This is a genomic window from Ruoffia sp. FAM 24228 (assembly GCF_045528575.1).
Taxonomy (GTDB): domain Bacteria; phylum Bacillota; class Bacilli; order Lactobacillales; family Aerococcaceae; genus Ruoffia; species Ruoffia halotolerans.
Window position 1 is genome coordinate 1 of the sequence record NZ_JBGQQZ010000039.1, and the last position, 24,025, is coordinate 24,025.

The following is a 24,025-nucleotide window of genomic DNA, read 5'->3' on the forward strand; positions in this document are numbered from 1 at the left end:
ACCCCTGAAAGACGATCAGGTAGATAGGCTCGAAGTGGAAGTGCAGTAATGTACGGAGCGGACGAGTACTAATCGGTCGAGGACTTAACCACGAACCAATTCAGGTTTAGCAGGTAAGAAAATATAAGGTTGATATTCAGTTTTGAGTGATCTAAGTATAGATTACTTATAAAAAAACAATGTGTGGTGATGGTAGCAAGAAGGATACACCTGTTCCCATGCCGAACACAGCAGTTAAGCTTCTTAGCGCCGATGGTAGTTGGACCTTTGGTCCTGTGAGAGTAGGTCGTTGCCATGCATTGTTTATATTTGGAGGATTAGCTCAGCTGGGAGAGCGTCTGCCTTACAAGCAGGATGTCGGCGGTTCGATCCCGTCATCCTCCATGTCTCAAGAGTCGTTAGCTCAGTTGGTAGAGCATCTGACTTTTAATCAGAGGGTCACAGGTTCGATCCCTGTACGACTCATTCTCTTATAAAGAGACAAACGCGGGTGTGGCGGAATTGGCAGACGCACTAGATTTAGGATCTAGCGCCTTCGGGCGTGGGGGTTCAAGTCCCTTCACCCGCATTTAACTTAATAAGCCGGCTTAGCTCAGTTGGTAGAGCATCTGATTTGTAATCAGAGGGTCGAGGGTTCAACTCCTTTAGCCGGCATCAACGCGGAAATAGCTCAGTGGTAGAGCACCACCTTGCCAAGGTGGGGGTCGCGGGTTCGAACCCCGTTTTCCGCTTTGCCAAGAGAAGTAAATTCGGCATATTGCCGGGGTGGCGGAACTGGCAGACGCACAGGACTTAAAATCCTGCGGTGGGTGACTACCGTGCCGGTTCGATTCCGGCCCTCGGCATAACACTTAGTTATGTGTTAAAATAATAAAAAAGAGCACCCTTAGCTCAATTGGATAGAGTACCTGACTACGAATCAGGCGGTTGTAGGTTCGACTCCTACAGGGTGCGTTTCATTTCGGGAAGTAGCTCAGCTTGGTAGAGCACTTGGTTTGGGACCAAGGGGTCGCAGGTTCGAATCCTGTCTTCCCGATTGATATTATGGGGGATTAGCTCAGCTGGGAGAGCGCCTGCCTTGCACGCAGGAGGTCAGCGGTTCGATCCCGCTATTCTCCATTAATATTTTATAAAGGCGGTGTAGCTCAGCTGGCTAGAGCGTCCGGTTCATACCCGGGAGGTCATGGGTTCGATCCCCTTCGCCGCTATATAGGACCTTTAGCTCAGTTGGTTAGAGCAGACGGCTCATAACCGTCCGGTCGTAGGTTCGAGTCCTACAAGGTCCATTGAAGACCGTTAAAAAATTAATAATTAAATTTATGGAGGATTACCCAAGTCCGGCTGAAGGGAACGGTCTTGAAAACCGTCAGGCGTGTAAAAGCGCGCAAGGGTTCGAATCCCTTATCCTCCTTTTAAAATTATCGCGGGGTGGAGAAGCTGGCATCTCGTCGGGCTCATAACCCGAAGGTCGTAGGTTCGAATCCTACCCCCGCAATTTTAACTTAATACTAAACTTAACTATTTATTTAATTATGCGGGTGTAGTTTAGTGGTAAAACTACAGCCTTCCAAGCTGTTGTCGCGAGTTCGATTCTCGTCACCCGCTTTTAATTTCATACGGGCCTGTAGCTCAGTTGGTTAGAGCGCACCCCTGATAAGGGTGAGGTCGGTGGTTCGAATCCACTCAGGCCCATTAGTGATATTAAAACTATAAAATTTTGGATTTGGGGAAGTACTCAAGTGGCTGAAGAGGCGCCCCTGCTAAGGGTGTAGGTCGGTTTTGCCGGCGCGAGGGTTCAAATCCCTCCTTCTCCGTAAGTTTTATATTCGTATTATTGCTAAAAATTAATATTTATATTGTGTTGGTCCGTTGGTCAAGCGGTTAAGACACCGCCCTTTCACGGCGGTAACACGGGTTCGAGTCCCGTACGGATCATTAATTTTACTTTCATAACGGAGGATTACCCAAGTCCGGCTGAAGGGAACGGTCTTGAAAACCGTCAGGCGTGTAAAAGCGCGCAAGGGTTCGAATCCCTTATCCTCCTTATTGATTTTAAAATTAAAATACATTGGTCCGGTGGTGTAGGGGTTAACATGCCTGCCTGTCACGCAGGAGATCGCGGGTTCAAATCCCGTCCGGACCGTTATATTATGCGGGTGTAGTTTAGTGGTAAAACTACAGCCTTCCAAGCTGTTGTCGCGAGTTCGATTCTCGTCACCCGCTTAATTATTCAAAGAACGCTTAGCGTTCTTTTTTTGTTTACTTGGTATTTATGATAGGCTCTTTGTCAAATAGGGTTGATGACTCATTTTAATCAAGATCAAGCAGCATAAGTTGTTGCTTGATCTTTTTTATTTGTCTGAGAGACATATAATCGCGTCATGAGTAAACTACGGTCTCTAAAATGGCTGTAATTTCGATAGCCGTAGGCGGTTTGTTTCAACACTTTAATTTTATTATTAATGCCTTCGATCTGGCTATTCGTGATACTTGGATATGTGAACGTGTTTTGAATGTATGTGTCGATAGTAATATTTTGGTCTTAAAATGGAAAGTTCTTTTGGATATAATGGTTCATGAGTAGATATTCTCCTTATTTTTTGGTTGGGACTTTAAATATAACGAATATCTGCGTCTTTTAGAAGACACAAAGATAGGGTTGATGACAATTTTAATTTATGTTATCAATCCTATTTATTGTTGAAAACTATATTTTTTAGAAAATTAATAAGTAAAATCCTAAAAGCAATTTTATATAACAATATGTAATACTATCAATTTACTGACGTAGTATTTTTTATAATTATTCAACAATATTTCTTGATACTTCAACGATATTTTATATAATTGTAGTTAATATAATCCTTTATTATTTTTGAATTGTTGTTATTTTTATAGTATAAATGGAGCAACATGATTAACAATATCATTTCTTATAATTTTTGGAAGCGGTATTATTGCTTAAAATCATTTAATTTGCTATATTAATAGTATAAACAAATTAAATGGAGGTAACGATATGTCTGATACATGGAAAAACTTAGAAGGTCAAAAAGACGAAATTGTTGGAAAAGTTAAAGAAGTGTTTGGGAAAGCAACTGACGATGCCGAAACTCAAGCAAAAGGGATCGCTCAACAAGTTGAAGGTGAAGCTAAACAAGCCGTTGCGTCTGGTCGTGGTCATGTTGATGAAATTCGTGAAAACTACAAAGATCGAGCAGATTCAGCTGTCGAAGATGTAAAGCGTCAAGTAGGTGAAACTCGTGAGAGTGTTCATACTTCTGCAGATGAGAACTTAACAGAAGCTATAGATGAAGGAAAACGATTAAAAGAAGAAGCTGCACGTAAAGCTGAAGAATTACGTCAAAACGCAATTGCTGAAGGTGAAGAGCAACGTGAAGAAGCTCGTGATAAGTCTACTAAAGCTTATGAAGAATCAGAAGAAATTGAAGCTCGTGTAAATCAAACAATTGATGAAGCGGCTGAAAGTCGTCAAGAAAGTGAAAAAGAAGACAACAACACTTTATAAATTATAATACAGAAAGAACGAATAAAATGCCTAAAGTTTACTTTTAGCATTTCATTCGTTCTTTTTTTAATACAATTGACTCAAACTGTATAATAATGTGAATATTAAGGTGACTGCATGAATATAATTCATTTTGTTCTGAGTTTGTTTTTCATGTTGCGTTTTAACAAGTAAAGGTAACATCGTAACGGCACTTAGTAAAACAAATAGAATTTGAACAATATAATAAGATGAAGATGGTAGAGAGAAGTAAAACCCACTTAATAATGCAAGGGCACAAACTACTATACTAATAACTGGGAACCGTTGATAAACGGTTATTTGTTTGTAATTAATAATGATACTCTTCAAATTAAATACTTCTAAGTTTAAAACAATAAACATAAAAACAATTGGAATGGTATTGATTAAAAATGTTTGTGTTACTGCAAATGTTTGTGAATTATACGCGATGATATTCATCATGAACCCATTAAAGAATACTGATAATAAATAGTGATAGATTGTACCTGTCATCTTAAATGGCATATACTGCACATGAATGAATATAATATAAAAGACGAGCAGTACACTGATGATCCAGTGTGAGTTAAACATAAAGATAATGGTACTAATTAGCAATATACCTTCAAGTACATACAATAAGACATTAGGTGCTACTTCTGGTGTTTGTTTGTCGATTCGTAAATATAGGAAATGATCAATTAATTGACCAAACACGACAATTAGAAACAACAGTAACATTGGAAGCCACCGAATGGATTCAGTATGGCTAGCTCCTAGAATCAATCCAAATAGTATGGATGCTAGGGGCGAAACGAATATTTTAACGTACGGATTTTGTAAAAAACGAGTTATTAATTTCATTGACTATACCTTTCATCTAAAAAATTCGATAGCTTAGCTATCATTATTTTATTATTACATATTTGTCTGATATTCTTTTCCTAAACATAGAGAATAAATATCAAATCATCTTTACTTCATTGACTTGAGCGATTGAGTGTTTCATTCTTAGTCACTATTGTGAAGATGAATTTTCTTTATACATTCTATCATTAATTTCGCATCTATGCGAAAAATATTGGTACCAATTTAATCAATTATTCAGAATCTTATACTTATAGTGTGAAAGGCAATGGTTGTGTGATATAATTGCATTCGTTACAAATCTAAAGTCCCGATAGGGTTCACTTGTACTAGAGTGAATATGCCTTGTAACCAAATAATATAGTGGGGGAGACATTATGAAAGAAAGAAAATTATTTACATCAGAGTCTGTAACTGAAGGACATCCAGATAAGATTGCGGACCAAATTAGTGATGCGATTTTAGATGTGATTTTGGCTCAAGATCCTAACGCACGTGTTGCTTGTGAGACAGCAGTTAATACAGGATTGGTTTTAGTTTTTGGAGAAATTACTACAACAGCTTACGTTGATATTCAACAAATTGTTCGTAAGAAAATTGCTGAGATTGGTTATGTTAACTTTAAGTATGGTTTCGACGCTGATAATGTCGCAGTTTTAGTATCACTTGATGAACAATCACCTGATATTGCGATGGGAGTAGACGATGCTTTAGAAACTCGAGATGAAAAAGAGCAAAGTTTAATTGGAGCAGGAGATCAAGGGATTATGTTCGGTTTCGCAACAAACGAAACAGAAGAATATATGCCTTTACCTATCTCATTAAGTCATAAATTAGCGCAACAATTAGCAAAAGTTAGAAAAGAAGAAATCTTACCATATTTAGGTCCAGATGGAAAAACGCAAGTGACGGTAGAGTTTAATGAAGATAATACGATTAAACGGATTGATAATTTAGTTATTAGTACTCAACATAGTAATGATGTGGAACTTGATCAAGTAAGAGAAGATGTTATTGAGCATGTCATTAAACCGGTCGTTAATACAGAGTGGTTAGATGAAGAGACGACTTACTTTATTAACCCAACAGGCAAATTCGTAATAGGTGGACCCGTTGGAGATTCTGGTTTAACGGGTCGTAAAATCATTGTAGATACTTACGGAGGATCTGCTCACCACGGTGGGGGGGCTTTCTCTGGAAAAGATGCTACAAAAGTCGATCGTTCAGCCAGTTATGCTGCACGTTATGTTGCTAAAAATCTTGTAGCAGCTGGAGTTGCAAGTAAAGTTGAGCTTCAATTAGCTTATGCAATTGGGGTAAGTGAACCGACGTCAATTTCATTAAATACTTTTGGCACAAGTAGTTACTCTGATGATGTCATCATTAAGATAATTCGTGATACATTTGACTTAACGCCTTCGGGTATTATTTCAATGTTAGATCTTAGACGTCCAATTTATGCAGGAACAGCTGCTTATGGGCATTTTGGGCGAACTGATTTAGATTTACCTTGGGAACAGTTAGATAAGGTTGATTTAATCCAATCACAATTAAACTAGATAATATAATAACCCCTTTAGTAAAGCTGTCAAATAAGCTTTCTAAAGGGGTTTTTGTTAATTTTGAGATAGGGCGTCGTTTATAGCTTCGATAATAGCTTCAGATGTGAAAGTAGCACCAGAAACTGTCTCTACATCTAATGAATTCGTATTGATAATTTGATCTGGTACTTGGTCGAAGGTTGGATCAGAAAGGCCTTCCGTTTCAAGATGAGAAACGACGTTAACATCTGTAATTTCTTGATTTTCTACTGTGACATCGACGGTCATAAGACCATTGTGTCCTTCGGAAGTTCCAGTATAAGTGCCATCAGAAACGTATTCGAGAGCTATAGCTTCAGAACTTCCACCAGAATCCTTTGCCAAGGCATTATTGACAGCATTGATAATGGCTTCAGAAGTAAAGGTAGCTCCAGAGACAATCTCAACATCCGTTGAATTTGATTCTATGATTTGTTCTGGAACTTGTTCGAAAGCAGGATCCGAGATGCCTTCTGTCTCACTATGTTCAGTGACATCAATTTGACTTATTTCACCATTCTCTACTGTTACATCCAATGTTAACTGATCATTATGACCTTCAGCAGATCCGGTGAAAGTACCATCTGATACTTCCGCTGTGTCAACTTGAGCACTCTCATCATCGCCGCTATTAAAAATAAATTCATTTGTAAACAATAAAGTCGTTAGTAGCCAAACAAGGATGGATACAAATATAACTTGTATGATAAAAGAAAATTTATTAGTCATATACTTTTCCTTTCTATTAATAGGTGACTAGAAACCAAATTCATCTAGATAAATATGATTATCAGGGACATTTTGATTATCTAATAAAGTTTTTGAAGCATTTAGCATGGGTGGTGGTCCACAGACAAAGAATTTAGCAGATTGATAAAGTGAACTTACACCAAGTTCTTCTAAATATTCATGCGTGATAAAGCCATGAGGGAAGCCCTCAACTTCTTCATTTGAAAAGATAATATCATAAGAGAAATTTGGATTTGCAGCTTTCATTGTTTCAAGTTCTTCAATCATAAACATATCTTCTTCAATCGCTAAGCCCCAAACTAGATGAATTCTACGGTTTGAGTTCTTTTCATGTTCGTGGCGTAAGATACTTAAATTAGGTGTTAAACCAATTCCTCCCGCTAATAAGACAAAAGGATCTTCGGATTCTTGTACGTCATCTGGGAAGAAATTTCCGTAAGGACCTTCTAGAGTAGCGATATCTCCGACATTGACATTTTGTAAAGAACCAGTCCAATCTCCAGCTTCTTTAATCATAAACTCAATTGAATTCGAATAATCGGATGTTATTGCACTTGATGCTGAGAAAGGGTGTCCTTCAGTTGTGATGTCAGCATTTTTGAAACGAATAAAGAAATAATCTCCTGGTACGTATGGTTTAATCGAACCATTTTCCGGTTCAAATTCTAATACCCATAATGAAGGTGTCCCTTGTTTAATACTTTTCAATTCAAACTTTGGTGCGAAAGATAATTTTAATTTCCAAATAACATAATAACCTAATATAGCAACAGTATAGATAGTCAGAAGTGTCATAAATAGTGTATTTTCATTTAGAAATGGGAGTAAGAATAAATGAAAATATATTGCAACAATGGCTACAATAGAAAGTCTATGAAGCCATAAGCTCAATTCGCGATTAAGGACTGACTCTTTCCATTTGCGTAATAGTGGAATTCAATCAATGAATATACCCGAAAGTGAGAATATACCTGTAAACATGACAATAATTAATGAAAAGACAGCGAGGAATCCCGTTTGAGAAACAGTTGACATCTTAGTAATCCAACGGAAGCCATTCCATTGGATAATAATATGGATAACACCCATAATCGAAAGAACAACACCCATTAATGCGTGAATTTCATACATTTCAGGCATGCCAAAGTATTTTTCTATAAATCGTGGGCGTGATCCCATGAATGTGACTGTTAACATCATGGTGTAAGCTAGTAACCCTGAAGAATAGGAAATTAACTGTAAAACGGACATTGAATCACTCTGGGCTAAGATTGAGCCCAATAACGTTGCAAACATGACAAGAGAAATACCTGGGAATAACCAGTCATAAAATTTATTTGTATGCATAATTTAACCCCTTTACTAATTTATTGAAAGTAGCATAATGAAACTTGTAATTATTTTAACACATAATTTTAATGCTAAAAAGTATTTATTTTGAAAAAATAGATAGGGAAATAAAATTATCTATATTTTTTAAAAAAGGGTTTACAAAATTTCAAATAAAAAAATAAGTAAAAAAAAAAGAATAATTTATCTTATTCTTTCAATAATTAAGAGCATTGGGGGATGATTTATTTGATTGATAAATTGATACGCCAATACTTGATATTTTTCTTGCGGAAGTTTTTCTAATTTTTCAAATAATTTTGTTTTTTCAGTCATACCATTGTCATGACCAGAATATATAACGAGGATAATTTGTCCGTAAAGAGCCAAATTATCCAATATATCCTGAACCGCTTTAAAAGTACTCGGAAACTCTGTTGTTACATTATGATCGCCACCTGGAAGATATCCTAAATTGAAAATAGCCCCTTGGACAAGATTGTCATCAATATAATCGGAAACATTATCATGAGAATCTAAAATAAATTTATATGATGCTTTTGTAAAATGATCTAATGATTCGACTCTTTTTTTTGAATTTTGAATGGCTATTTCTTGAATATCGAAGCCAATAAGAGAACCAGTAAAATCCTTTAACGATAGTAAAAAGGCACTGTCATGGCCATTCCCAAGAGTTGCATCGATGAATAATCCTTGGGGATTTTTTTGAACCTGTTGTTTTAAGAGTTGATGACTGTATTGTAAAGCGTTGTACATTTTATATTCCTCCTCTGTTACATTCATGTTACATATATTAAAACTAAAATAAAAGACTTGAAATGTGAACTTTTAATGAATTAAATTAGCTATAATAGATGAAGATTATAATATATTATTATATAGTTTGACAGTGGAGGGTAATTAAGTGAAGAGTAGACATGAAATAATGAAAGCCAAGGCAAGATTAGTAAAACAAAATAAAGCTAAAAAGGCAATGAAACATATCAATGCTGGATTAGTGCTTATGGCTGCAGGTGCTGTCTTAAGTCATGTGTCAGCGAATGAGGCTGTTGTTGTACAAGCACAATCAAGTAGTCGTGTTAGCCAATCAGATTTTTTAGGATTAATTACGGATTACGCAAAACAAATTGCTTCTGAAAATGACTTGTATGCATCAGTAATGATTGCCCAAGCTGCATTAGAATCAGGATGGGGTAATAGTACTTTATCAAAAGCACCTAACTACAATTTATTTGGTATTAAAGGTGAATATAACGGAAACTCTGTTGTAAAAGATACATTAGAAGACGATGGATCTGGAGAGTATTATCAAATTCAAGATGCTTTCCGTCGTTACGATAATTATGGTGAATCTTTAACTGACTACGCGTCGTTATTAACAGGGGATAATGATGTCAATAACTGGCGTTATAACTTCTATTCAGGTGCACGTTACAGCAATACGAATTCGTATCAAGATGCAACGGCTCATTTAACTGGTCGTTACGCAACTGATACTCGTTACGGGGACAAATTAAACCGTATCATTGCTGAAAATAATTTAACACAATATGATTTCGCAAGTTCAGATAAACCAGTAAGCGTCGTTCCTTCTACACCAGAATCTAATACAGGTTCTAACGAAGCAGGTTCAATTGCAGGAACTTATACAGTTAAAGCAGGAGATGGTTTCTGGGGGATTGCACGTCGTTTTGGAACGACAGTTGAAGCCCTTAAAGCTGCGAACGGTACAACTAGTAATTTAATTCATCCAGGTCAAGTCATTAAATTACCTGGTAACTCAACAATTGTTGAAAAACCAAGTACACCACCAACAAACTCAGATAACACTTCGGAAAACACTGAAGCAATTACAAGTGTGGGTGGTTCATATACAATTAAACGTGGCGATGGCTTATACGCGATTGCTCGTAAACATGGTATGACGTTGAACCAACTTAAATCATTAAATGGATTATCAAGTAACTTAATCCATCCAGGACAAGTATTAAAAGTAAGTGGAGCAACTCAAGGAAACACTGAGTCTTCAACTAATACGTCACCGAATACAGATTCAACAAATACTAAACCAACTGAACCTACAAACAATGGTGGTTCAACTAATACATCTGGTTCATACTTAGTTAAGGCTAGCGACGGTCTATACCGTATCGCAGTAAACCATGGTATGTCATTAAATCAATTGAAAGCATTAAACGGCTTATCAAGCAATTTAATTCATCCAGGACAAGTACTAAAAGTTTCAGGTGCTACAACAAGTACACCAGCTTCTACAGTAGAAGCTAACGAAGTATCACAACCAACTGTTGTTGAAGAGGACAATACGTCAACAACAATTGTTGAACCTGAAGCGGCGCCAGTTGTTGAAGAAACAGTCGTAGAAGATACAGTTGAAGCTCCAACGAATTCATCATATACAGTAGCTGTTGGCGATACTTTATATAGTATTGCACGTCGTAATGGCTTAAATGTTAATGAATTAATTGAAAAGAATAACGGTTCAACAACAATCTTTATTGGACAAACAATTGGATTGAACTAATACAGTTAGTTTGATATAATTCAAAAAGAATTTATATAAAACTTTACTTAGAAATAGTAAATAAAGTCATTGTTTAGAGAGCTTATGGTTGGTGAAAATAAGTCAATCGCTTTGTTGAACTCGTCTAATTAGGTGCTTACTTGAAAGTAATGATAGAGTAAGCCGTGTTGACCGCGTTAAGGTACTTAAGATGACATTATTGTCATAAACATAGGTGGTACCGCGGTCACTCGCCCTATATTATTTAGTGAATATGCTAGATAATATAGGGTGTTTTTTATTTTTTGAGAGAATTTTATTTTAATATAGATTAAAACAGTGCAATTTTCACTTTTTATTGTAAATATTGTATAATGAAAAAGAATTTATAGATTATTGGAGGAAGAAAATGAGTTATCAACATCGTATCATTGAAAAGAAATGGCAAGAATATTGGGACAAGAATGAAACATTTAAAACAAAGGATCGTGGTGTCGATCATCCTAAATATTATGCGTTAGATATGTTCCCATATCCATCAGGACAAGGCTTACACGTAGGGCATCCAGAAGGGTATACAGCAACTGATGTGATTGCTCGTATGAAGCGTGCTCAAGGTTTTGATGTTCTACATCCAATGGGATGGGATGCTTTTGGTCTGCCAGCAGAGCAATATGCCTTAGATACAGGGAATAACCCGGCTGATTTTACAGAACACAATATTCAAACATTTAAACGTCAAATCAAATCACTTGGTTTTAGTTACGATTGGGACCGCGAGATTAATACAACGGATCCAAATTATTATAAATGGACACAATGGATTTTCACCAAATTATTTGAAAAAGGTTTAGCTTATCAAGATGATGTGATGGTTAACTGGTGTCCGGCATTAGGAACTGTATTAGCGAATGAAGAAGTAATTGATGGTGTTTCTGAGCGTGGGGGACATCCTGTTTACAGACGCCCAATGAAACAATGGGTTTTAAAAATTACTGAATATGCTGAAAGATTAATAGAAGATTTAGATGAAGTTAACTGGCCAGACAGTGTGAAAGAAATGCAAAAACATTGGGTTGGTAAATCTGAAGGTGCTATGATTAAATTCAAAGTTGCAGATTCAGATAAAGTCATCGAATCATATACTACGCGACCTGATACGTTATTCGGGACTTCTTATGTTGTATTAGCACCGGAGTTAGATATTGTAAATGACTTAATGACTCCAGACCAAGAAGAAGCAGTCCGTGCATATATTAGTGAAGTTGAAACTAAGAGTGAATTAGAACGAACATCATTAAATAAAGACAAGACAGGTGTATTTACAGGGTCATATGTGATTAACCCAGCAACAAAACAAGAAATTCCAATTTGGATTGCTGATTACGTGATTGCTTCCTATGGTACGGGTGCGGTTATGGGTTCAGCAGCTCATGATGAACGTGATTTTGCATTCGCCACTAAATATGACCTACCTATTGTACCAGTGATTGAAGGGCCAGAAAAAGAAGTGCCATATTATGGCGATGGACCACACATCAACTCTGAATTCTTAGATGGATTAAACATAGAAGATGCAATTCAAAAGATGAATACTTGGTTAGAAGAGAATGATTTCGGTGAACGCCAAATCAATTATCGCTTACGTGATTGGGTGTTCTCTCGTCAACGTTATTGGGGAGAACCGATTCCAGTGATTCATTGGGAAGATGGGACAACAACAGCTGTTCCTGAAAATCAGCTACCAGTTACTTTACCAGTAACAGACAAAATTCAACCAAGCGGAACTGGAGAATCACCATTAGCAAACATTGAAGAGTGGGTTAACGTTACAGATCCAGAAACAGGAATGAAAGGCCGTCGTGAAACAAATACAATGCCACAATGGGCAGGTAGTTCATGGTACTTCCTACGCTTTATGGATCCTCACAATGAAGACGCATTGGTTTCTCAAGAAGCTTTAGAAAAATGGGAGAATGTTGATTTATATATTGGTGGAGCTGAGCACGCTGTACTTCATTTATTATACGCTCGCTTCTGGCATAAATTCCTTTATGATATCGGTGTCGTTCCAACGAAAGAACCATTCCAAAAATTATTTAACCAAGGTATGATTCTAGGTGAAAACAATGAAAAAATGTCTAAATCAAAAGGGAATGTTGTTAACCCAGATGATGTAGTGAATGAATATGGAGCAGATACATTACGTGTTTACGAAATGTTCATGGGTCCATTAGACGCTTCAATTGCTTGGAGCGAGAATGGATTAGAAGGTAGCCGTCGTTTCTTAGATCGTGTATGGCGTCTATTAATTAACGAAGATACTTTAGCATTGGCAGATAGTGTCAAAGAGTCAGATAGTAAAGAGTTAGAAAAAGTTTATCACCAAACAGTTAAAAAAGTGACTGAAGATTATGAACAATTACATTTTAATACAGCAATCTCACAAATGATGATTTTCTTAAATGAAGCTAAAGATGCGGATGTTTTACCAATTCAATTTGCTGAAGGTTTTGTAAAATTACTTGCACCATTAGCACCACACTTAGCAGAAGAGATTTGGGAAAAACTAGGTCATACTGAAAGTATTTCAGAAGAAGCATGGCCAACGTTTGTTGAAGAATTAACTGTGGATGACCAAGTAGAAATTGTTATTCAAGTGATGGGTAAATTAGTTACAAGATTAGATATTGATGTTAACCTAGATAAAGAAGTAGTTGAGGAATTGGCTTTAAGTCAAGAGTCTGTACAAGAAGCCATTAAAGGGAAAACAATCCGTAAAGTAATTGTTGTACCGAATCGTTTGGTGAACATAGTAGCAAACTAGTTTAAAGGAGGAAGTGCTATGAGTAAACAGCACAATGATCGAGATAACTCGAATGATTTATCTAATCAACAACCTTACAATAGAGACGAATTTCAGACCATAGAGTTTACCGAAGAAGAAAAGAATATCCTACGTCGGCCGAATCGACAGCCAATCGATGGAGATTATTTTGCTCAAACTGAAATGACTAAGGAAGAATTAGAGAATCTAGATCGACCCGAAAGAGATGAAGATTTAGATGAAGCAAGGACATCTGAAGCTGAACCATCATCTAGCACACCGACTGTGAATGAATTTCGTTATAAGCCCTTGCGTGAACGAAATAGAGAAAAAGAAATGTTGGAAAAGGAAAAGGAACAACAAGAAAAGCAAAAACCAAAAGAGAGAAAAAAATTATTTGGTGATGTATTTAAACCAACATATGAAGAACGCTACGATCTAACAGAGTTGGAAGATATTACAGATTATAATCAATTCCAAGAAAGTGAAAAAAGATTGTCAGAAGAGAAAGAAAGGAAAGATTCTGTATTTAAAAATCTTTTCTCTCGTAAGGCAGAAGACCATTCCGAAGTTGAAGGTATGGATTACTCGGATTCAATTGAAACTGACAATTTTGAAGTTAAAGAATCAGAAAAGAGCGAGACAGGACTTTTCAGTTCTGTGAAAAACTTATTCTCTTCTTCTGATGAAACCGATGAATCTGAAGTTAAACAAGAAGAAGCAGAACAAGATGCGAAAGATAATCTTGAATTCGAAGAATCAGTGAATCAAACCGATTGGTTAAATCAAGATAATTATACGGAAGAATTAGTTACAGAAGAGGAGCTGACACCAGATTACAGCGACTTAGATGAGGAAGAATCAATTGAAGCTGATTTAGTTTATGAAGAAGATCAAGAAGTTTATCCGGCAGAAAGTGGTATCGAAGCTAGCTATCAATCAGGAGATAATGCATCTGACGAAGACGAAGAGAATTTCGATGAAGCTGATGCGATGGATATCACTGATTTGGATGAGGACGAATCTCAATCAGAAACATCTTTAGAATTTGAAGACGAAATCACTGCATCAGACTTTGATGAAGAAGAGGAAGTAAACAGTGAATCTGACTCTGAACCAGATATCGATGAACAATTCAAAGATAAGGACCTCACTGACGAAGAATTAGATCAATTAAGTGAGAAAATTAGCCAAGATACAGATATCATTGAAAACCCCATTCTAACGGATCAAGTATTAAATGAGTATTACTCTCAAAACGATACGGTCATTGAGGAACGACTCGAAGAGGAATCGGATGAAGAAGACGAGAAGTCAGGGATTACAAGTGGTGCTTCTTGGCTAACCATTGGTAATGTTCTCTCTCGTGTCATTGGAGCGCTTTATGTCATTCCATGGGCAACATGGTTAGGAGCTGAATATACGCAAGCCAACGTACTATATAGTGCGGGTTACAAGCCATATTCATTAATGCTAGCAATAGCGACGGCTGGTTTCCCAAGTTCAATTGCAAAACAAATGGCTTATTATCACTCTTTAAAAGAGTACAAAACAGCTGATAAGCTCTTCAAAAACAGTATAATTATTATGTTGTTAACAGGGGTGCTATCAGGCGGATTGTTATTTTTAATCGCGCCAATATTAGCCGAAAATACATCAACAACCAATGTTGAAGGAGCGACGATGGTTATTCGTTCATTATCACCGGCACTATTAATTCTTCCGGCAATGAGCTTACTCCGTGGTTATTTCCAAGGATTTAATGACATGAAACCAACCGCTATTTCTCAGATTATTGAACAATTTGCTCGTGTTGGATACTTATTAGCAGCTACTTACGCCATTATGATGATTTATAGTGGTGAAGTAACTCAAGCTGTTGTTCACTCAACATTTGCGGCCTTTATTGGAGCTCTAGGAGCACTATTATATTTAATATTTGAATATATTAGACGCTTACCAGTAGCTAAACGCTTAATTGCTAAATCGGCAAACAATGTGAACTTAGACTTTAAAGAAAGTATCAAAATTATGGTTGTCGATAGTATTCCATTTATCTTATTAGGATCAGGAATTATTATCGCTCAGTTAATTGATACATATACTTTCGGACAAATATTAGAATCAACGTCAGCCTTACTATTCACTGAGATTGAAGAACTCTATGGGGTTCTAAGTTTAGATGTGGATAAACTTGTGATGATTATTATTTCATTAGCAGTTGCGTTAGCTTCTTCATTAGTACCCGTTATTTCGAAGAAATTTGCACAAAGAAATATTGCAGGTACGAGCGAATTAGTTGAACATATTACGGTATTATTCAGTATCGTCATGATTCCAGCAGCATTAGGAATGGCATCAATTGCTAATAATATTTACTATTTATTCTATCCAAATGGATCAGAAGCAGGGCCAGGACTTTTAATTACAGCCTCAATTTCTAGTATCGTACTAGGGGCTTATACGGTGTTCTCGACAATCTTACAATCGATGAATTATCGTCGCTTAGCGGTACGTTTCCTATTAATTGGACTTGTAGTTAAAGCAATTTTACAATTCCCATTTGTTGCTTTATTTGAAGCACATGGTGCGTTAGTTTCAACGGCTATTGGTTTCTTAGTTTCAACTGTATTGATGTGGATCAAGTTGAGTCGTGAATTAGACTTTAATTACCCTAGATTGAATAGCAGTATCATCAAGATACTCATTGCTTCGGCATTAATGACAGTTTCAGCAGCTATGTGGAATCAATCATTAAACCTTCTATTCGGTCCTGTTGGACGCGGATTTACTTTCCTTAAAATCGTCATTGTCATCATTATGGCAGTACTTGTTTATGGAAGTGTTCTCGGTATTATGAACATGTTATCAGTCTTAATTGGTAATCGATTTAAAGATATTCAAGATAAAATGAGGTTAATGTAATGAGATTAGATAAATTATTAAGTCATGCAGGATATGGCTCACGAAAAGATGTAAAAAAAATTATTGTGAGTGGTTCAATAACTGTAAATGATAAAGTAATCAAAAAAGTGGGACACAATGTGGATCCAGAAATTGATACAATTCAATACATGAACGAGCCTGTTTTATATCAAGAATACTACTATGTCATGTTAAATAAACCAGATGGGATTATTAGCGCGACAGAAGATAGAGAATATGAAACGGTGATTGACTGGGTTGAATTAGACTTTGGCCATGCTCAACTCTTTCCAGTTGGAAGATTGGATATAGATACAACTGGTTTCCTTCTTTTGACGAATAACGGACAATTAGCACATCAATTACTTTCACCCAAGAAAAAAGTGAAGAAGCGTTATGAAGCTTTAATTGAAGGTGTGGTGACAGAAGAAGATATTCAAAAGTTTGACAAAGGACTTGATTTGGGTGATTTTATTACTCAGTCAGCGAATTTAGAAATACTTGAAGTACACCCTGAAATTTCCCAAACATTAATTCATGTGGAGATTACTGAAGGTAAATTCCATCAAGTAAAGCGTATGTTTGAAGCGGTGGGCAAGGAAGTTATCCAATTGCACCGTATTTCTATGGGCCCTTTAAAGCTTGACCCCGAGTTAGCTCTTGGTGACTACCGAGAATTAACAGAAGCGGAGATGGATCTATTAGTTCCATACGGCTTAGAGTAGTTTATCAAGGTTAATGAATAAGGAATTGCATGTTAAAAAAACAATTCTTATATTCATTAGCCTTTTTATTATGGAATGAAAAAATGTTCATTGTGAATAAGTTATTTAACTTTTTGCAACAAGAGATTAGTGATAGAATAGTAATAATGAAATTAGTGAAGGAGCATTATTCATAATGAAAAATATAAATTGGTTACAAGAAGTAGAATCACGTCAAGACGTCTTACTTAAAGATTTATTTCGAATTCTGGAAGTAGAATCAATCAGAGAAGATGACTTAGCGACAGAAGAAACACCTGTGGGACCAGGTCCGAAACGTGCTTTAGAAGAGTTTCTTGCGATGGCCAAAGAAGACGGTTTTGAAACTGAACAATTTGGACCTTGGGCTGGTCACGTGAAAGTGGGCGAAGGAGACGAGCTCTTAGGTGTTTTAGGACACGTGGATGTTGTCCCTGTAGGGACTGGTTGGGATACGGATCCATTTAAACCAGAGATTATTAATAATTGTATTTACGCTCGTGGTTCAAGTGATGATAAAGGGCCAACAGTGGCAGCTTACTTTGCAGTAAAATTATTACGAGAACTAGGTGTAAAATTCAACAAACGCATTCACTTAATTGTTGGAACAGATGAAGAAAGTGGATGGCAATGTATGGATTATTACTTCCAACATGCGCCAATGCCAGATTTAGGCTTCTCACCAGATGCGACTTTCCCAATCATTAATGGTGAAAAAGGGAATGTATCAGCCATCTTTGATTTAAAATTAGGTGAAACACTCGAAGCAGACAATCATTTAGTTAAATTAACAGCCGGCTTACGTGCGAATATGGTACCACAAGATGCCACAGCAATTATTCAAACGAATGATGCTGCTAACCTATCTAAAGCATTCCAAGAGTTTATTGATGAGCATGATGCTTTATCTGGAGACAGCAGTATTGAAGGAGATCAATTAACATTAGACTTAGTAGGTAAAGCAGCCCACGGTTCGACACCTGAAAAAGGTGTGAACGCTGGAACTCATTTAGCGAAGTTCTTAGAAAACTATGCATTTGATTCAAAAGGAGCTCAAGATACGATTCAATTATTAGCGCGTGAATTATTTGAAGGCTTCGATGGAAGTAACATCGGTGTGAATTACACACATGAAGTCATGGGCGATGTGTCAATGAATGTGGGTATCATTGATTTTGATGACGCACAAGGTGCTAACATTGACGCGAACTTCCGTTTTCCAAAAGGAACAAACCCAGAAACAATTCAAGAACAAATTAATACGCATCTATTAGCCTATGATGCGACAGTGACAATGTCTGATTCAAAAGAACCTCATTATGTCCCAGGTGATGATCCATTAGTTCAAACACTTCTTGATGTATATGAAAGACAAACAGGTGAAAAAGGTGTTGAACAAACGATTGGTGGAGGAACATACGCCCGCTTAATGCCTAGAGGAGTTGCATATGGTGCCTTATTCCCTGATTCAATTGATACAATGCACCAAGCAAACGAATTTATTGCTTTAGAAGATTTATTCAGAGCGACGGCAATTTACGCTGAAGCAATCTATGAGTTAACACGTTAAAATGTTAGAGAAAGAAATTATCCGCTCGAAGAAAAACGCACAAGTTAAAGCTTGGAAGAAGTTACTTACGAGCAAAGGGCGTAAGAAAAGTCAAAGTTTCTTGATTGAAGGTACCCATTTAGCATTAGAAGCAATTGAATGGAAAGTTCCAGTAAAGCAGTGGATTATGACAGAAGACTATTATCAACAGAATAGTCAGGCATTAAGCCTCTCATCAGAAGCACCCATTACAGTGATTGATGGTGATATCGCCAAAGAACTATCCGCTACTCAAACACCACAAGGCGTTTTTGCTGAAGTTGAAGCGACAGGAAAGCAATCTGAATTGGTCAAAGGGGCACGCTATTTACTAGTAGATAAGGTGCAAGATCCTGGTAATTTAGGAACAATGATTCGTACCGCAGATGCGGCAGGTTATGATGCGATAATTATCGGAGAAGGATCTGTAGATATCTATAATGAGAAAGTCGTCCGTTCAACCCAAGGTTCTTTATGGCATTTACCTGTCATTGTAATGCCTTTACCTCAAGCGATTGAAGAATTAAAAGCTATAGGAGTACAAGTATTAACTACTGCCTTAAATAAAGAGGCCATCTCTTATAAAGAGACAGATCAAACAATGCCTGTAGCGATTGTAGTAGGTAATGAGGGGCAAGGTGTAAGTGAAGAAACTCAAGCAATCAGTGATCAATTAATCTTCATTCCCATGCTAGGCAATGCAGAGTCGTTAAATGTAGGTGTAGCGACTGGAATTTTATTATTCCATTATATTAAAATGTAATTATTACAGTTATGTTTCATGAACTTTATGTAATATTAATATTATCTTCATACTTTATTTGAATTATTGTTGTATAATAAATGCAATCACAATATTTGGAGGAATATATTTGACTTTAAAATGGCAAAAAGATCCGGAATATTTAGCTCTCGTTGAGGATTTATTAGATCACGAGTTGGTTCAAAAATTAGAAATGTACAAGCATCACCAAGTAACTAACCGCTTATTACACTCATTATCGGTTTCTTACCGTAGTTACCGTTGGGCTAAACGACTAAAATTGAATACAAAAGCTATTGCTAGAGCTGGACTATTGCATGATTTATTTTTCTACGATTGCGAAACAAAGCATGAAGTAGGAGGAAAAGGTCATAATTTCGAACATCCACGTATTGCATTAGAAAACGCAAAAAAACTTACAGAGTTATCTGAGTTAGAATGCGACATTATATTGAAGCATATGGCTGGAGCAACACGCGACGTGCCTAAATATGCTGAAAGTTGGATTGTTACTTTAATGGATAAACACAGTTGTATTGCAGAATTAACGACCGGAGCATTTAGCTTCATTTATCGTCATACTGTCAAAGCCATGGACGTAGCATACAATCCAAATCAAATGAATTAATCAGTTTGACTTTAATATAAAGAGTTACTATAATAAGATAATGAATTATTAAACATATAGAAGAAACTAGTAAGAACCGCCATCGACAGGGATATTTAGCATTGACTGAAACTAAATAACATAAGCCGGTTTCTTACGTTCAATTTCGGAGTGGATCTGTAAAGAATTCTTATTAGAATTTGAAAAAGATACCTAAAGCCTAGGTTACCGGCGTAAGAGCTTAGTTAATTATTCTTTAACTAAGAATTAGGGTGGTACCACGGTAGCGCGTCCCTTTTTTGGGGCGTGCTTTTTTATGTATTTATTTAAAAAAGGAGAAAAACATGACATCAACTATTGAACAATTAAAGTCATCAATTGAAGCTTTAGCACAAGATGCTGCTAAAGAAATTCAAGCGAGTGACTCAACTAATGCACTTCAATCAATTCGAGTAAAATTTACTGGAAAAAAAGGTGAATTAACTCAATATACGAAAGAAATGCGCCACTTATCTAATGAAGAAAAGCCAGAATTAGGTAAAGCGATACAAAATTTCCATTCAATCTTCAATGAAGCCTTTGAGAAACAAACAGCGCTCATTAAAGCGAAAGAGTTAGAACAGCAATTAGCAAATGAAACGATTGATGTGACATTACCAGGGTATGCTCAACCATACGGCACACGACATATCTTAACGCAAACTTTAGAAGAAATTGAAGATTTCTTTTTAGGGATGGGTTATCAAGTTGTCGAAGGTCCAGAAGTGGAATTAGACTCTTATAACTTTGAACGTATGAACTTACCAAAGAATCATCCAGCGCGAGATATGCAAGATACATTCTATGTAGATGATGAAGTACTTTTACGTACACATACGTCACCAGTACAAGCACGTACAATGGAAGTCCATAATTTTGAAGAAGACGGCCCATTAAAAATGATCAGTCCAGGTAAAGTGTTCCGTCGTGATAGTGATGATGCAACGCATTCACACCAATTCCAACAAGTGGAAGGCTTAGTGATTGCTGAAGATATCACATTGGCTGATTTAAAAGGGACATTATTATTATTAGTTCAAAGATTATTTGGTGAAGAACGTGAAATTCGTCTTCGTCCAAGTTTCTTCCCCTTTACAGAACCATCAGTAGAGGTTGATGTGAGCTGCTTTAAGTGTGGTGGAGAAGGATGTTCTGTATGTAAACAAACAGGTTGGATTGAAATTTTAGGCGCTGGAATTGTTCACCCGCGCGTTCTAGAAATGTCTGGGATTGAAGTTGAGAAATATAGCGGTTTTGCGTTTGGTTTAGGAATTGAACGTGTCGCAATGCTTAAATATAACATCGACGATATTCGTCATTTCTATCAAAATGATTTAAGATTCTTAAAACAATTTAAAGGAGGTCAAAACTAATATGTTAATTTCACTCGAATGGTTAAGTGACTTCCTAGACCTATCAGATATTACAGGCTTAGAATTAGCTGAACGTATGTCAAGAACAGGAATTGAAGTTGAATCCGTTGAAAATATTGGTAAAGGTTTAAATAATATTGTTGTCGGTGAGGTTGTAGAACTTGTGCCACATCAAGATAGTGATCACTTAAATGTGGCACAAGTTAATGTAGGTAGCAGTGATTTAAGTCAAATCGTCTGTGGAGCTCCAAACATTAAACAAGGTCAAAAAGTAATTGTTGCCTTACCAGGCGCAGTATTGCCTGGCGGACTGGAAATATTAGAAAGTACATTACGCGGTGTGGACTCAAATGGTATGATTTGTTCTTTACAAGAGCTTGGCTTTAGTGACAGTGTTGTTGCTAAAGAATATGCCAAAGGGATCTTTATCTTACCTGAAGATGCCCCAGTAGGCGAAGACATTGTGTCATATATGAAATTAGATGACGATATTATTGAATTAGATATTACACCTAACCGTGCTGATGCTTTAAGTATGTATGGAACAGCTTACGAAGTGGGAGCAATTTATGATCAAAAACCACAATTTAATTTAATTGAAGAGCGAGACTTTGCAAAAGATTCTAAATTGGGACAAGTTCAAATTGAAGTTGAAAGTCCAGAATTATCAAATGCGTACCAAATCCGTTTAATTGAGGACGTCGAAGTAAAAGCGAGCCCACTTTGGGTACAACTCCGTTTAATGAAAGCTGGAATACGTCCGGTAAATAATATTGTTGATACAACAAATTACTTCTTATTATTATATGGACAGCCTATGCATGCATTTGACTTTGATCAATTAGAGTCAAAAACAATTAAAGTAAAGTCAGCAGCTAAAGGAGATACTTTAACAACTCTTGACGGTGTTGAAAGAACATTAGAACCAACGGATACAGTCATTGCATCAGGAGACCAACCTATTGCTTTAGCAGGTGTTATGGGTGGTTTAGATTCGGAAGTGACGAACAATACTAAGAATGTCTTATTAGAGACAGCTATATTTGATTCACAACGAGTTCGTTCGTCATCTAAGAAATTTGCTTTACGTTCTGAATCAAGTGCTCGCTTTGAAAGAGGAATCAACGTAAGTAAATTAAATGAGTCAGGCGAACAAGCTGCTTTATTAATGGCTCAATTATCAGGTGGACAGATCGCTGATGGTGTTAAAGAGTTTAACCAACTCAATACGGACAATGTTAAAATTAGCGTTCACAATAACTCTCCAGAGAAGAAATTAGGTATAACTTTAACGAAAGACGACATCGTTAAAATTATCGATCGTTTAGGCTTTGAAGTTGAGTTTAATGAAGAAGAGTTTATTGTGGATGTGCCAGCAAGACGTTGGGATATTTCAATTGAAGCGGATATCTTAGAAGAGATTGCTCGTATCTATGGTTATGATAATATTCCAACAACATTACCAACAACACCGAGTCAACCAGGACGTTTAATTCAAAGACAACAATTAATTCGTAAAACAAGAACTGTAACGGAAGGCTTAGGCTTAAACCAAGCGATTACTTATGTCTTAACATCTAAAGAACATGCTAGTTTATTAAAATCTGACGATCATTCATTAGTTGAGTTAGAATTACCAATGAGTGAAGAACGTACGGTTCTAAGACAAAGTATGTTCCCAGCTTTAATGGAAATCGCACAATATAACCAAGCACGACAAAACAAAGATTTAGCTTTCTATGAAACAGGACGTGTTTTCTTCGGACAAGGTACACATGTTCAACCGAAAGAAGAAGAACGATTAGCGATTCTACTTTCTGGAGAATATAAAGGATCTCAATGGTATGAAAGTAAAAAGAATTATGATTTCTACGTACTAAAAGGGATGTTAGAAACATACTTTGAAAGCTTACGAATTGCTTCACAAATTGAATTTAAACCGACATCAGAGATCGATGTGATGCATCCAGGTAGAACGGCTATCATTTCATTAGCGGGTGAAGATATCGGATTTATGGGACAAATTCATCCATTAGTGACTGAAGAATTTGATTTAAATCAAGGAACATTCTTCGCTGAGATTGAATTAGATAAATTAGTTGCTTATCCGACAGCTGATTTAGTTCAAACTCCAATTGCTAAATACCCATCAACGTCACGTGACTTAGCTTTATTAGTTGACGATACGTTATTGCATCATGAATTAAATTCAACAATTGCAGAAAATGGAGGTCAGTATTTAGTTTCGATTGAGTTATTTGACCGTTATGTTGGTGAGAACATTCCAGAAGGTAAGCAATCATTGGCTTATCATATGACTTTCCAAAACCCGAATGAAACATTGAAAGACGAAGATATCGAAAAAGTAATGGCTAACATTACAGATGCTCTGAAAGATATAGATGGTTTAGAAATTAGATAATATGATAAAACAGGTTCATGAATTTTTGATGTTGGTGGACCGAGGAGCCAGGTGACGCAGTCACCTTGGCTCTTTTTTTATTCCTATGTTTAAGTGTCTCTCTATGCAACGATAGTTTGTGTTGTGTTCTCATCTTTA

At 36.5% G+C, this 24,025-nt stretch carries 16 protein-coding genes, 20 tRNA genes, 2 rRNA genes, 1 pseudogene, 1 riboswitch and 1 other annotated feature; of the genes and pseudogenes, 33 read left to right on the forward strand and 6 right to left on the reverse strand.

Annotated features, from left to right (window positions below):
* The 22 genes from ACEN33_RS07725 to ACEN33_RS07830 all read left to right on the forward strand — a co-directional run.
* Positions 1-92, forward strand: a 23S ribosomal RNA gene (locus ACEN33_RS07725); the annotation flags it as partial.
* 90 nt (positions 93-182) lie between these two features.
* Positions 183-298 (forward strand): 5S ribosomal RNA (rrf, locus tag ACEN33_RS07730).
* A 13-nt stretch (positions 299-311) separates the two neighbouring features.
* A tRNA-Val gene (locus ACEN33_RS07735) sits at positions 312-384 on the forward strand.
* A gap of 8 nt (positions 385-392) precedes the next feature.
* Positions 393-465 (forward strand) — tRNA-Lys (locus tag ACEN33_RS07740).
* A gap of 21 nt (positions 466-486) precedes the next feature.
* Positions 487-568 (forward strand) — tRNA-Leu (locus ACEN33_RS07745).
* Positions 569-581: 13 nt separating this feature from the next.
* Positions 582-654: transfer RNA gene (locus ACEN33_RS07750), tRNA-Thr, on the forward strand.
* Between the two features lie 5 nt (positions 655-659).
* Positions 660-731 (forward strand) — tRNA-Gly (locus tag ACEN33_RS07755).
* A 28-nt stretch (positions 732-759) separates the two neighbouring features.
* Positions 760-845, forward strand: a tRNA-Leu gene (locus ACEN33_RS07760).
* Between the two features lie 35 nt (positions 846-880).
* Positions 881-954, forward strand: a tRNA-Arg gene (locus tag ACEN33_RS07765).
* Between the two features lie 8 nt (positions 955-962).
* Positions 963-1,036 (forward strand) — tRNA-Pro (locus ACEN33_RS07770).
* A gap of 10 nt (positions 1,037-1,046) precedes the next feature.
* Positions 1,047-1,119 (forward strand) — tRNA-Ala (locus ACEN33_RS07775).
* A gap of 15 nt (positions 1,120-1,134) precedes the next feature.
* Positions 1,135-1,208, forward strand: a tRNA-Met gene (locus ACEN33_RS07780).
* A 4-nt stretch (positions 1,209-1,212) separates the two neighbouring features.
* Positions 1,213-1,286, forward strand: a tRNA-Ile gene (locus tag ACEN33_RS07785).
* A 35-nt stretch (positions 1,287-1,321) separates the two neighbouring features.
* A tRNA-Ser gene (locus tag ACEN33_RS07790) sits at positions 1,322-1,411 on the forward strand.
* Positions 1,412-1,422: 11 nt separating this feature from the next.
* Positions 1,423-1,495 (forward strand) — tRNA-Met (locus ACEN33_RS07795).
* A gap of 39 nt (positions 1,496-1,534) precedes the next feature.
* Positions 1,535-1,605 (forward strand) — tRNA-Gly (locus ACEN33_RS07800).
* Between the two features lie 13 nt (positions 1,606-1,618).
* Positions 1,619-1,692: transfer RNA gene (locus ACEN33_RS07805), tRNA-Ile, on the forward strand.
* Positions 1,693-1,725: 33 nt separating this feature from the next.
* Positions 1,726-1,814: transfer RNA gene (locus ACEN33_RS07810), tRNA-Ser, on the forward strand.
* Between the two features lie 49 nt (positions 1,815-1,863).
* A tRNA-Glu gene (locus ACEN33_RS07815) sits at positions 1,864-1,935 on the forward strand.
* Positions 1,936-1,954: 19 nt separating this feature from the next.
* A tRNA-Ser gene (locus ACEN33_RS07820) sits at positions 1,955-2,044 on the forward strand.
* 26 nt (positions 2,045-2,070) lie between these two features.
* Positions 2,071-2,143 (forward strand) — tRNA-Asp (locus ACEN33_RS07825).
* Positions 2,144-2,152: 9 nt separating this feature from the next.
* Positions 2,153-2,223, forward strand: a tRNA-Gly gene (locus ACEN33_RS07830).
* Between the two features lie 97 nt (positions 2,224-2,320).
* On the opposite strand, the pseudogene ACEN33_RS07835 reads toward ACEN33_RS07830, so the two are convergent.
* A pseudogene (locus tag ACEN33_RS07835) lies at positions 2,321-2,518 on the reverse strand (transposase); the annotation flags it as partial.
* 501 nt (positions 2,519-3,019) lie between these two features.
* Between ACEN33_RS07835 and ACEN33_RS07840 the strand changes: the two are divergent.
* A complete protein-coding gene (locus tag ACEN33_RS07840) occupies positions 3,020-3,529 on the forward strand; it encodes a CsbD family protein (RefSeq protein WP_407090921.1) in 510 nt (169 codons plus the stop codon).
* Positions 3,530-3,595: 66 nt separating this feature from the next.
* Here the strand turns inward: ACEN33_RS07840 and ACEN33_RS07845 are convergent, their stop codons facing one another.
* Positions 3,596-4,396, reverse strand: a complete 801-nt coding sequence (locus tag ACEN33_RS07845; protein WP_407090920.1) for a hypothetical protein — start codon at positions 4,394-4,396, stop codon at positions 3,596-3,598.
* A 292-nt stretch (positions 4,397-4,688) separates the two neighbouring features.
* A riboswitch (SMK box riboswitch) is annotated at positions 4,689-4,779 on the forward strand.
* Here ACEN33_RS07845 and metK point away from each other — a divergent pair.
* Positions 4,777-5,958, forward strand: coding sequence for a methionine adenosyltransferase (metK, locus tag ACEN33_RS07850; protein ID WP_407094848.1), 1,182 nt, complete (start codon positions 4,777-4,779; stop codon positions 5,956-5,958). (Overlaps the previous riboswitch by 3 nt.)
* A 57-nt stretch (positions 5,959-6,015) precedes the next feature.
* Here metK and ACEN33_RS07855 read toward each other — a convergent pair whose 3' ends face one another.
* From ACEN33_RS07855 to ACEN33_RS07870, 4 genes are all read right to left on the reverse strand, one after another.
* Positions 6,016-6,708, reverse strand: coding sequence for an FMN-binding protein (locus tag ACEN33_RS07855; RefSeq protein ID WP_407090918.1), 693 nt, complete (start codon positions 6,706-6,708; stop codon positions 6,016-6,018).
* A gap of 27 nt (positions 6,709-6,735) precedes the next feature.
* Complete coding sequence (locus ACEN33_RS07860) at positions 6,736-7,524, reverse strand: FAD-binding oxidoreductase (RefSeq protein WP_407094849.1); 789 nt, start codon at positions 7,522-7,524, stop codon at positions 6,736-6,738.
* A gap of 141 nt (positions 7,525-7,665) precedes the next feature.
* Entirely contained in the window at positions 7,666-8,076 is a 411-nt protein-coding gene (locus ACEN33_RS07865) for a hypothetical protein (protein ID WP_407094850.1), read from the reverse strand.
* Between the two features lie 186 nt (positions 8,077-8,262).
* Positions 8,263-8,835: a tRNA (mnm(5)s(2)U34)-methyltransferase gene (locus ACEN33_RS07870; protein WP_407090494.1), complete on the reverse strand. Its 573-nt coding sequence runs from the start codon at positions 8,833-8,835 to the stop codon at positions 8,263-8,265.
* Between the two features lie 148 nt (positions 8,836-8,983).
* Here ACEN33_RS07870 and ACEN33_RS07875 point away from each other — a divergent pair, with 148 nt between their 5' ends.
* The 9 genes from ACEN33_RS07875 (at position 8,984) to pheT (ending at position 23,887) form a co-directional block, all read left to right on the forward strand.
* Positions 8,984-10,621, forward strand: a complete 1,638-nt coding sequence (locus ACEN33_RS07875) for a LysM peptidoglycan-binding domain-containing protein (protein WP_407090493.1) — start codon at positions 8,984-8,986, stop codon at positions 10,619-10,621.
* A gap of 35 nt (positions 10,622-10,656) precedes the next feature.
* Positions 10,657-10,862, forward strand: a binding site (T-box leader).
* Between the two features lie 147 nt (positions 10,863-11,009).
* Positions 11,010-13,427: a leucine--tRNA ligase gene (gene leuS / locus ACEN33_RS07880; RefSeq protein WP_407090492.1), complete on the forward strand. Its 2,418-nt coding sequence runs from the start codon at positions 11,010-11,012 to the stop codon at positions 13,425-13,427.
* A gap of 18 nt (positions 13,428-13,445) precedes the next feature.
* Positions 13,446-16,352 (forward strand): oligosaccharide flippase family protein, encoded by a 2,907-nt coding sequence (locus tag ACEN33_RS07885; RefSeq protein ID WP_407090491.1) that lies wholly within the window; start codon positions 13,446-13,448, stop codon positions 16,350-16,352.
* Complete coding sequence (locus ACEN33_RS07890; RefSeq protein ID WP_138405015.1) at positions 16,352-17,077, forward strand: pseudouridine synthase; 726 nt, start codon at positions 16,352-16,354, stop codon at positions 17,075-17,077. The genes ACEN33_RS07885 and ACEN33_RS07890 overlap by 1 nt, the downstream gene beginning before the upstream one ends.
* 175 nt (positions 17,078-17,252) lie before the next feature.
* On the forward strand, positions 17,253-18,665 hold the full coding sequence (gene pepV, locus ACEN33_RS07895) for a dipeptidase PepV (RefSeq protein WP_407090490.1): 1,413 nt from the start codon (positions 17,253-17,255) through the stop codon (positions 18,663-18,665).
* A gap of 1 nt (position 18,666) precedes the next feature.
* Positions 18,667-19,446, forward strand: a complete 780-nt coding sequence (locus ACEN33_RS07900; protein ID WP_407094851.1) for a TrmH family RNA methyltransferase — start codon at positions 18,667-18,669, stop codon at positions 19,444-19,446.
* Positions 19,447-19,555: 109 nt separating this feature from the next.
* Positions 19,556-20,074 carry an HD domain-containing protein gene (locus tag ACEN33_RS07905; RefSeq protein WP_235888802.1) on the forward strand — a complete coding sequence of 173 codons (519 nt, stop codon included), beginning with the start codon at positions 19,556-19,558 and terminating at the stop codon, positions 20,072-20,074.
* A 323-nt stretch (positions 20,075-20,397) separates the two neighbouring features.
* Positions 20,398-21,465, forward strand: coding sequence for a phenylalanine--tRNA ligase subunit alpha (gene pheS / locus ACEN33_RS07910; RefSeq protein ID WP_138405012.1), 1,068 nt, complete (start codon positions 20,398-20,400; stop codon positions 21,463-21,465).
* A gap of 1 nt (position 21,466) precedes the next feature.
* The gene (gene pheT / locus ACEN33_RS07915; RefSeq protein WP_407094852.1) at positions 21,467-23,887 is read left to right on the forward strand and encodes a phenylalanine--tRNA ligase subunit beta; all 2,421 of its coding nucleotides are present in this window, start codon (positions 21,467-21,469) and stop codon (positions 23,885-23,887) included.
* Positions 23,888-24,025 lie beyond the last annotated feature (138 nt).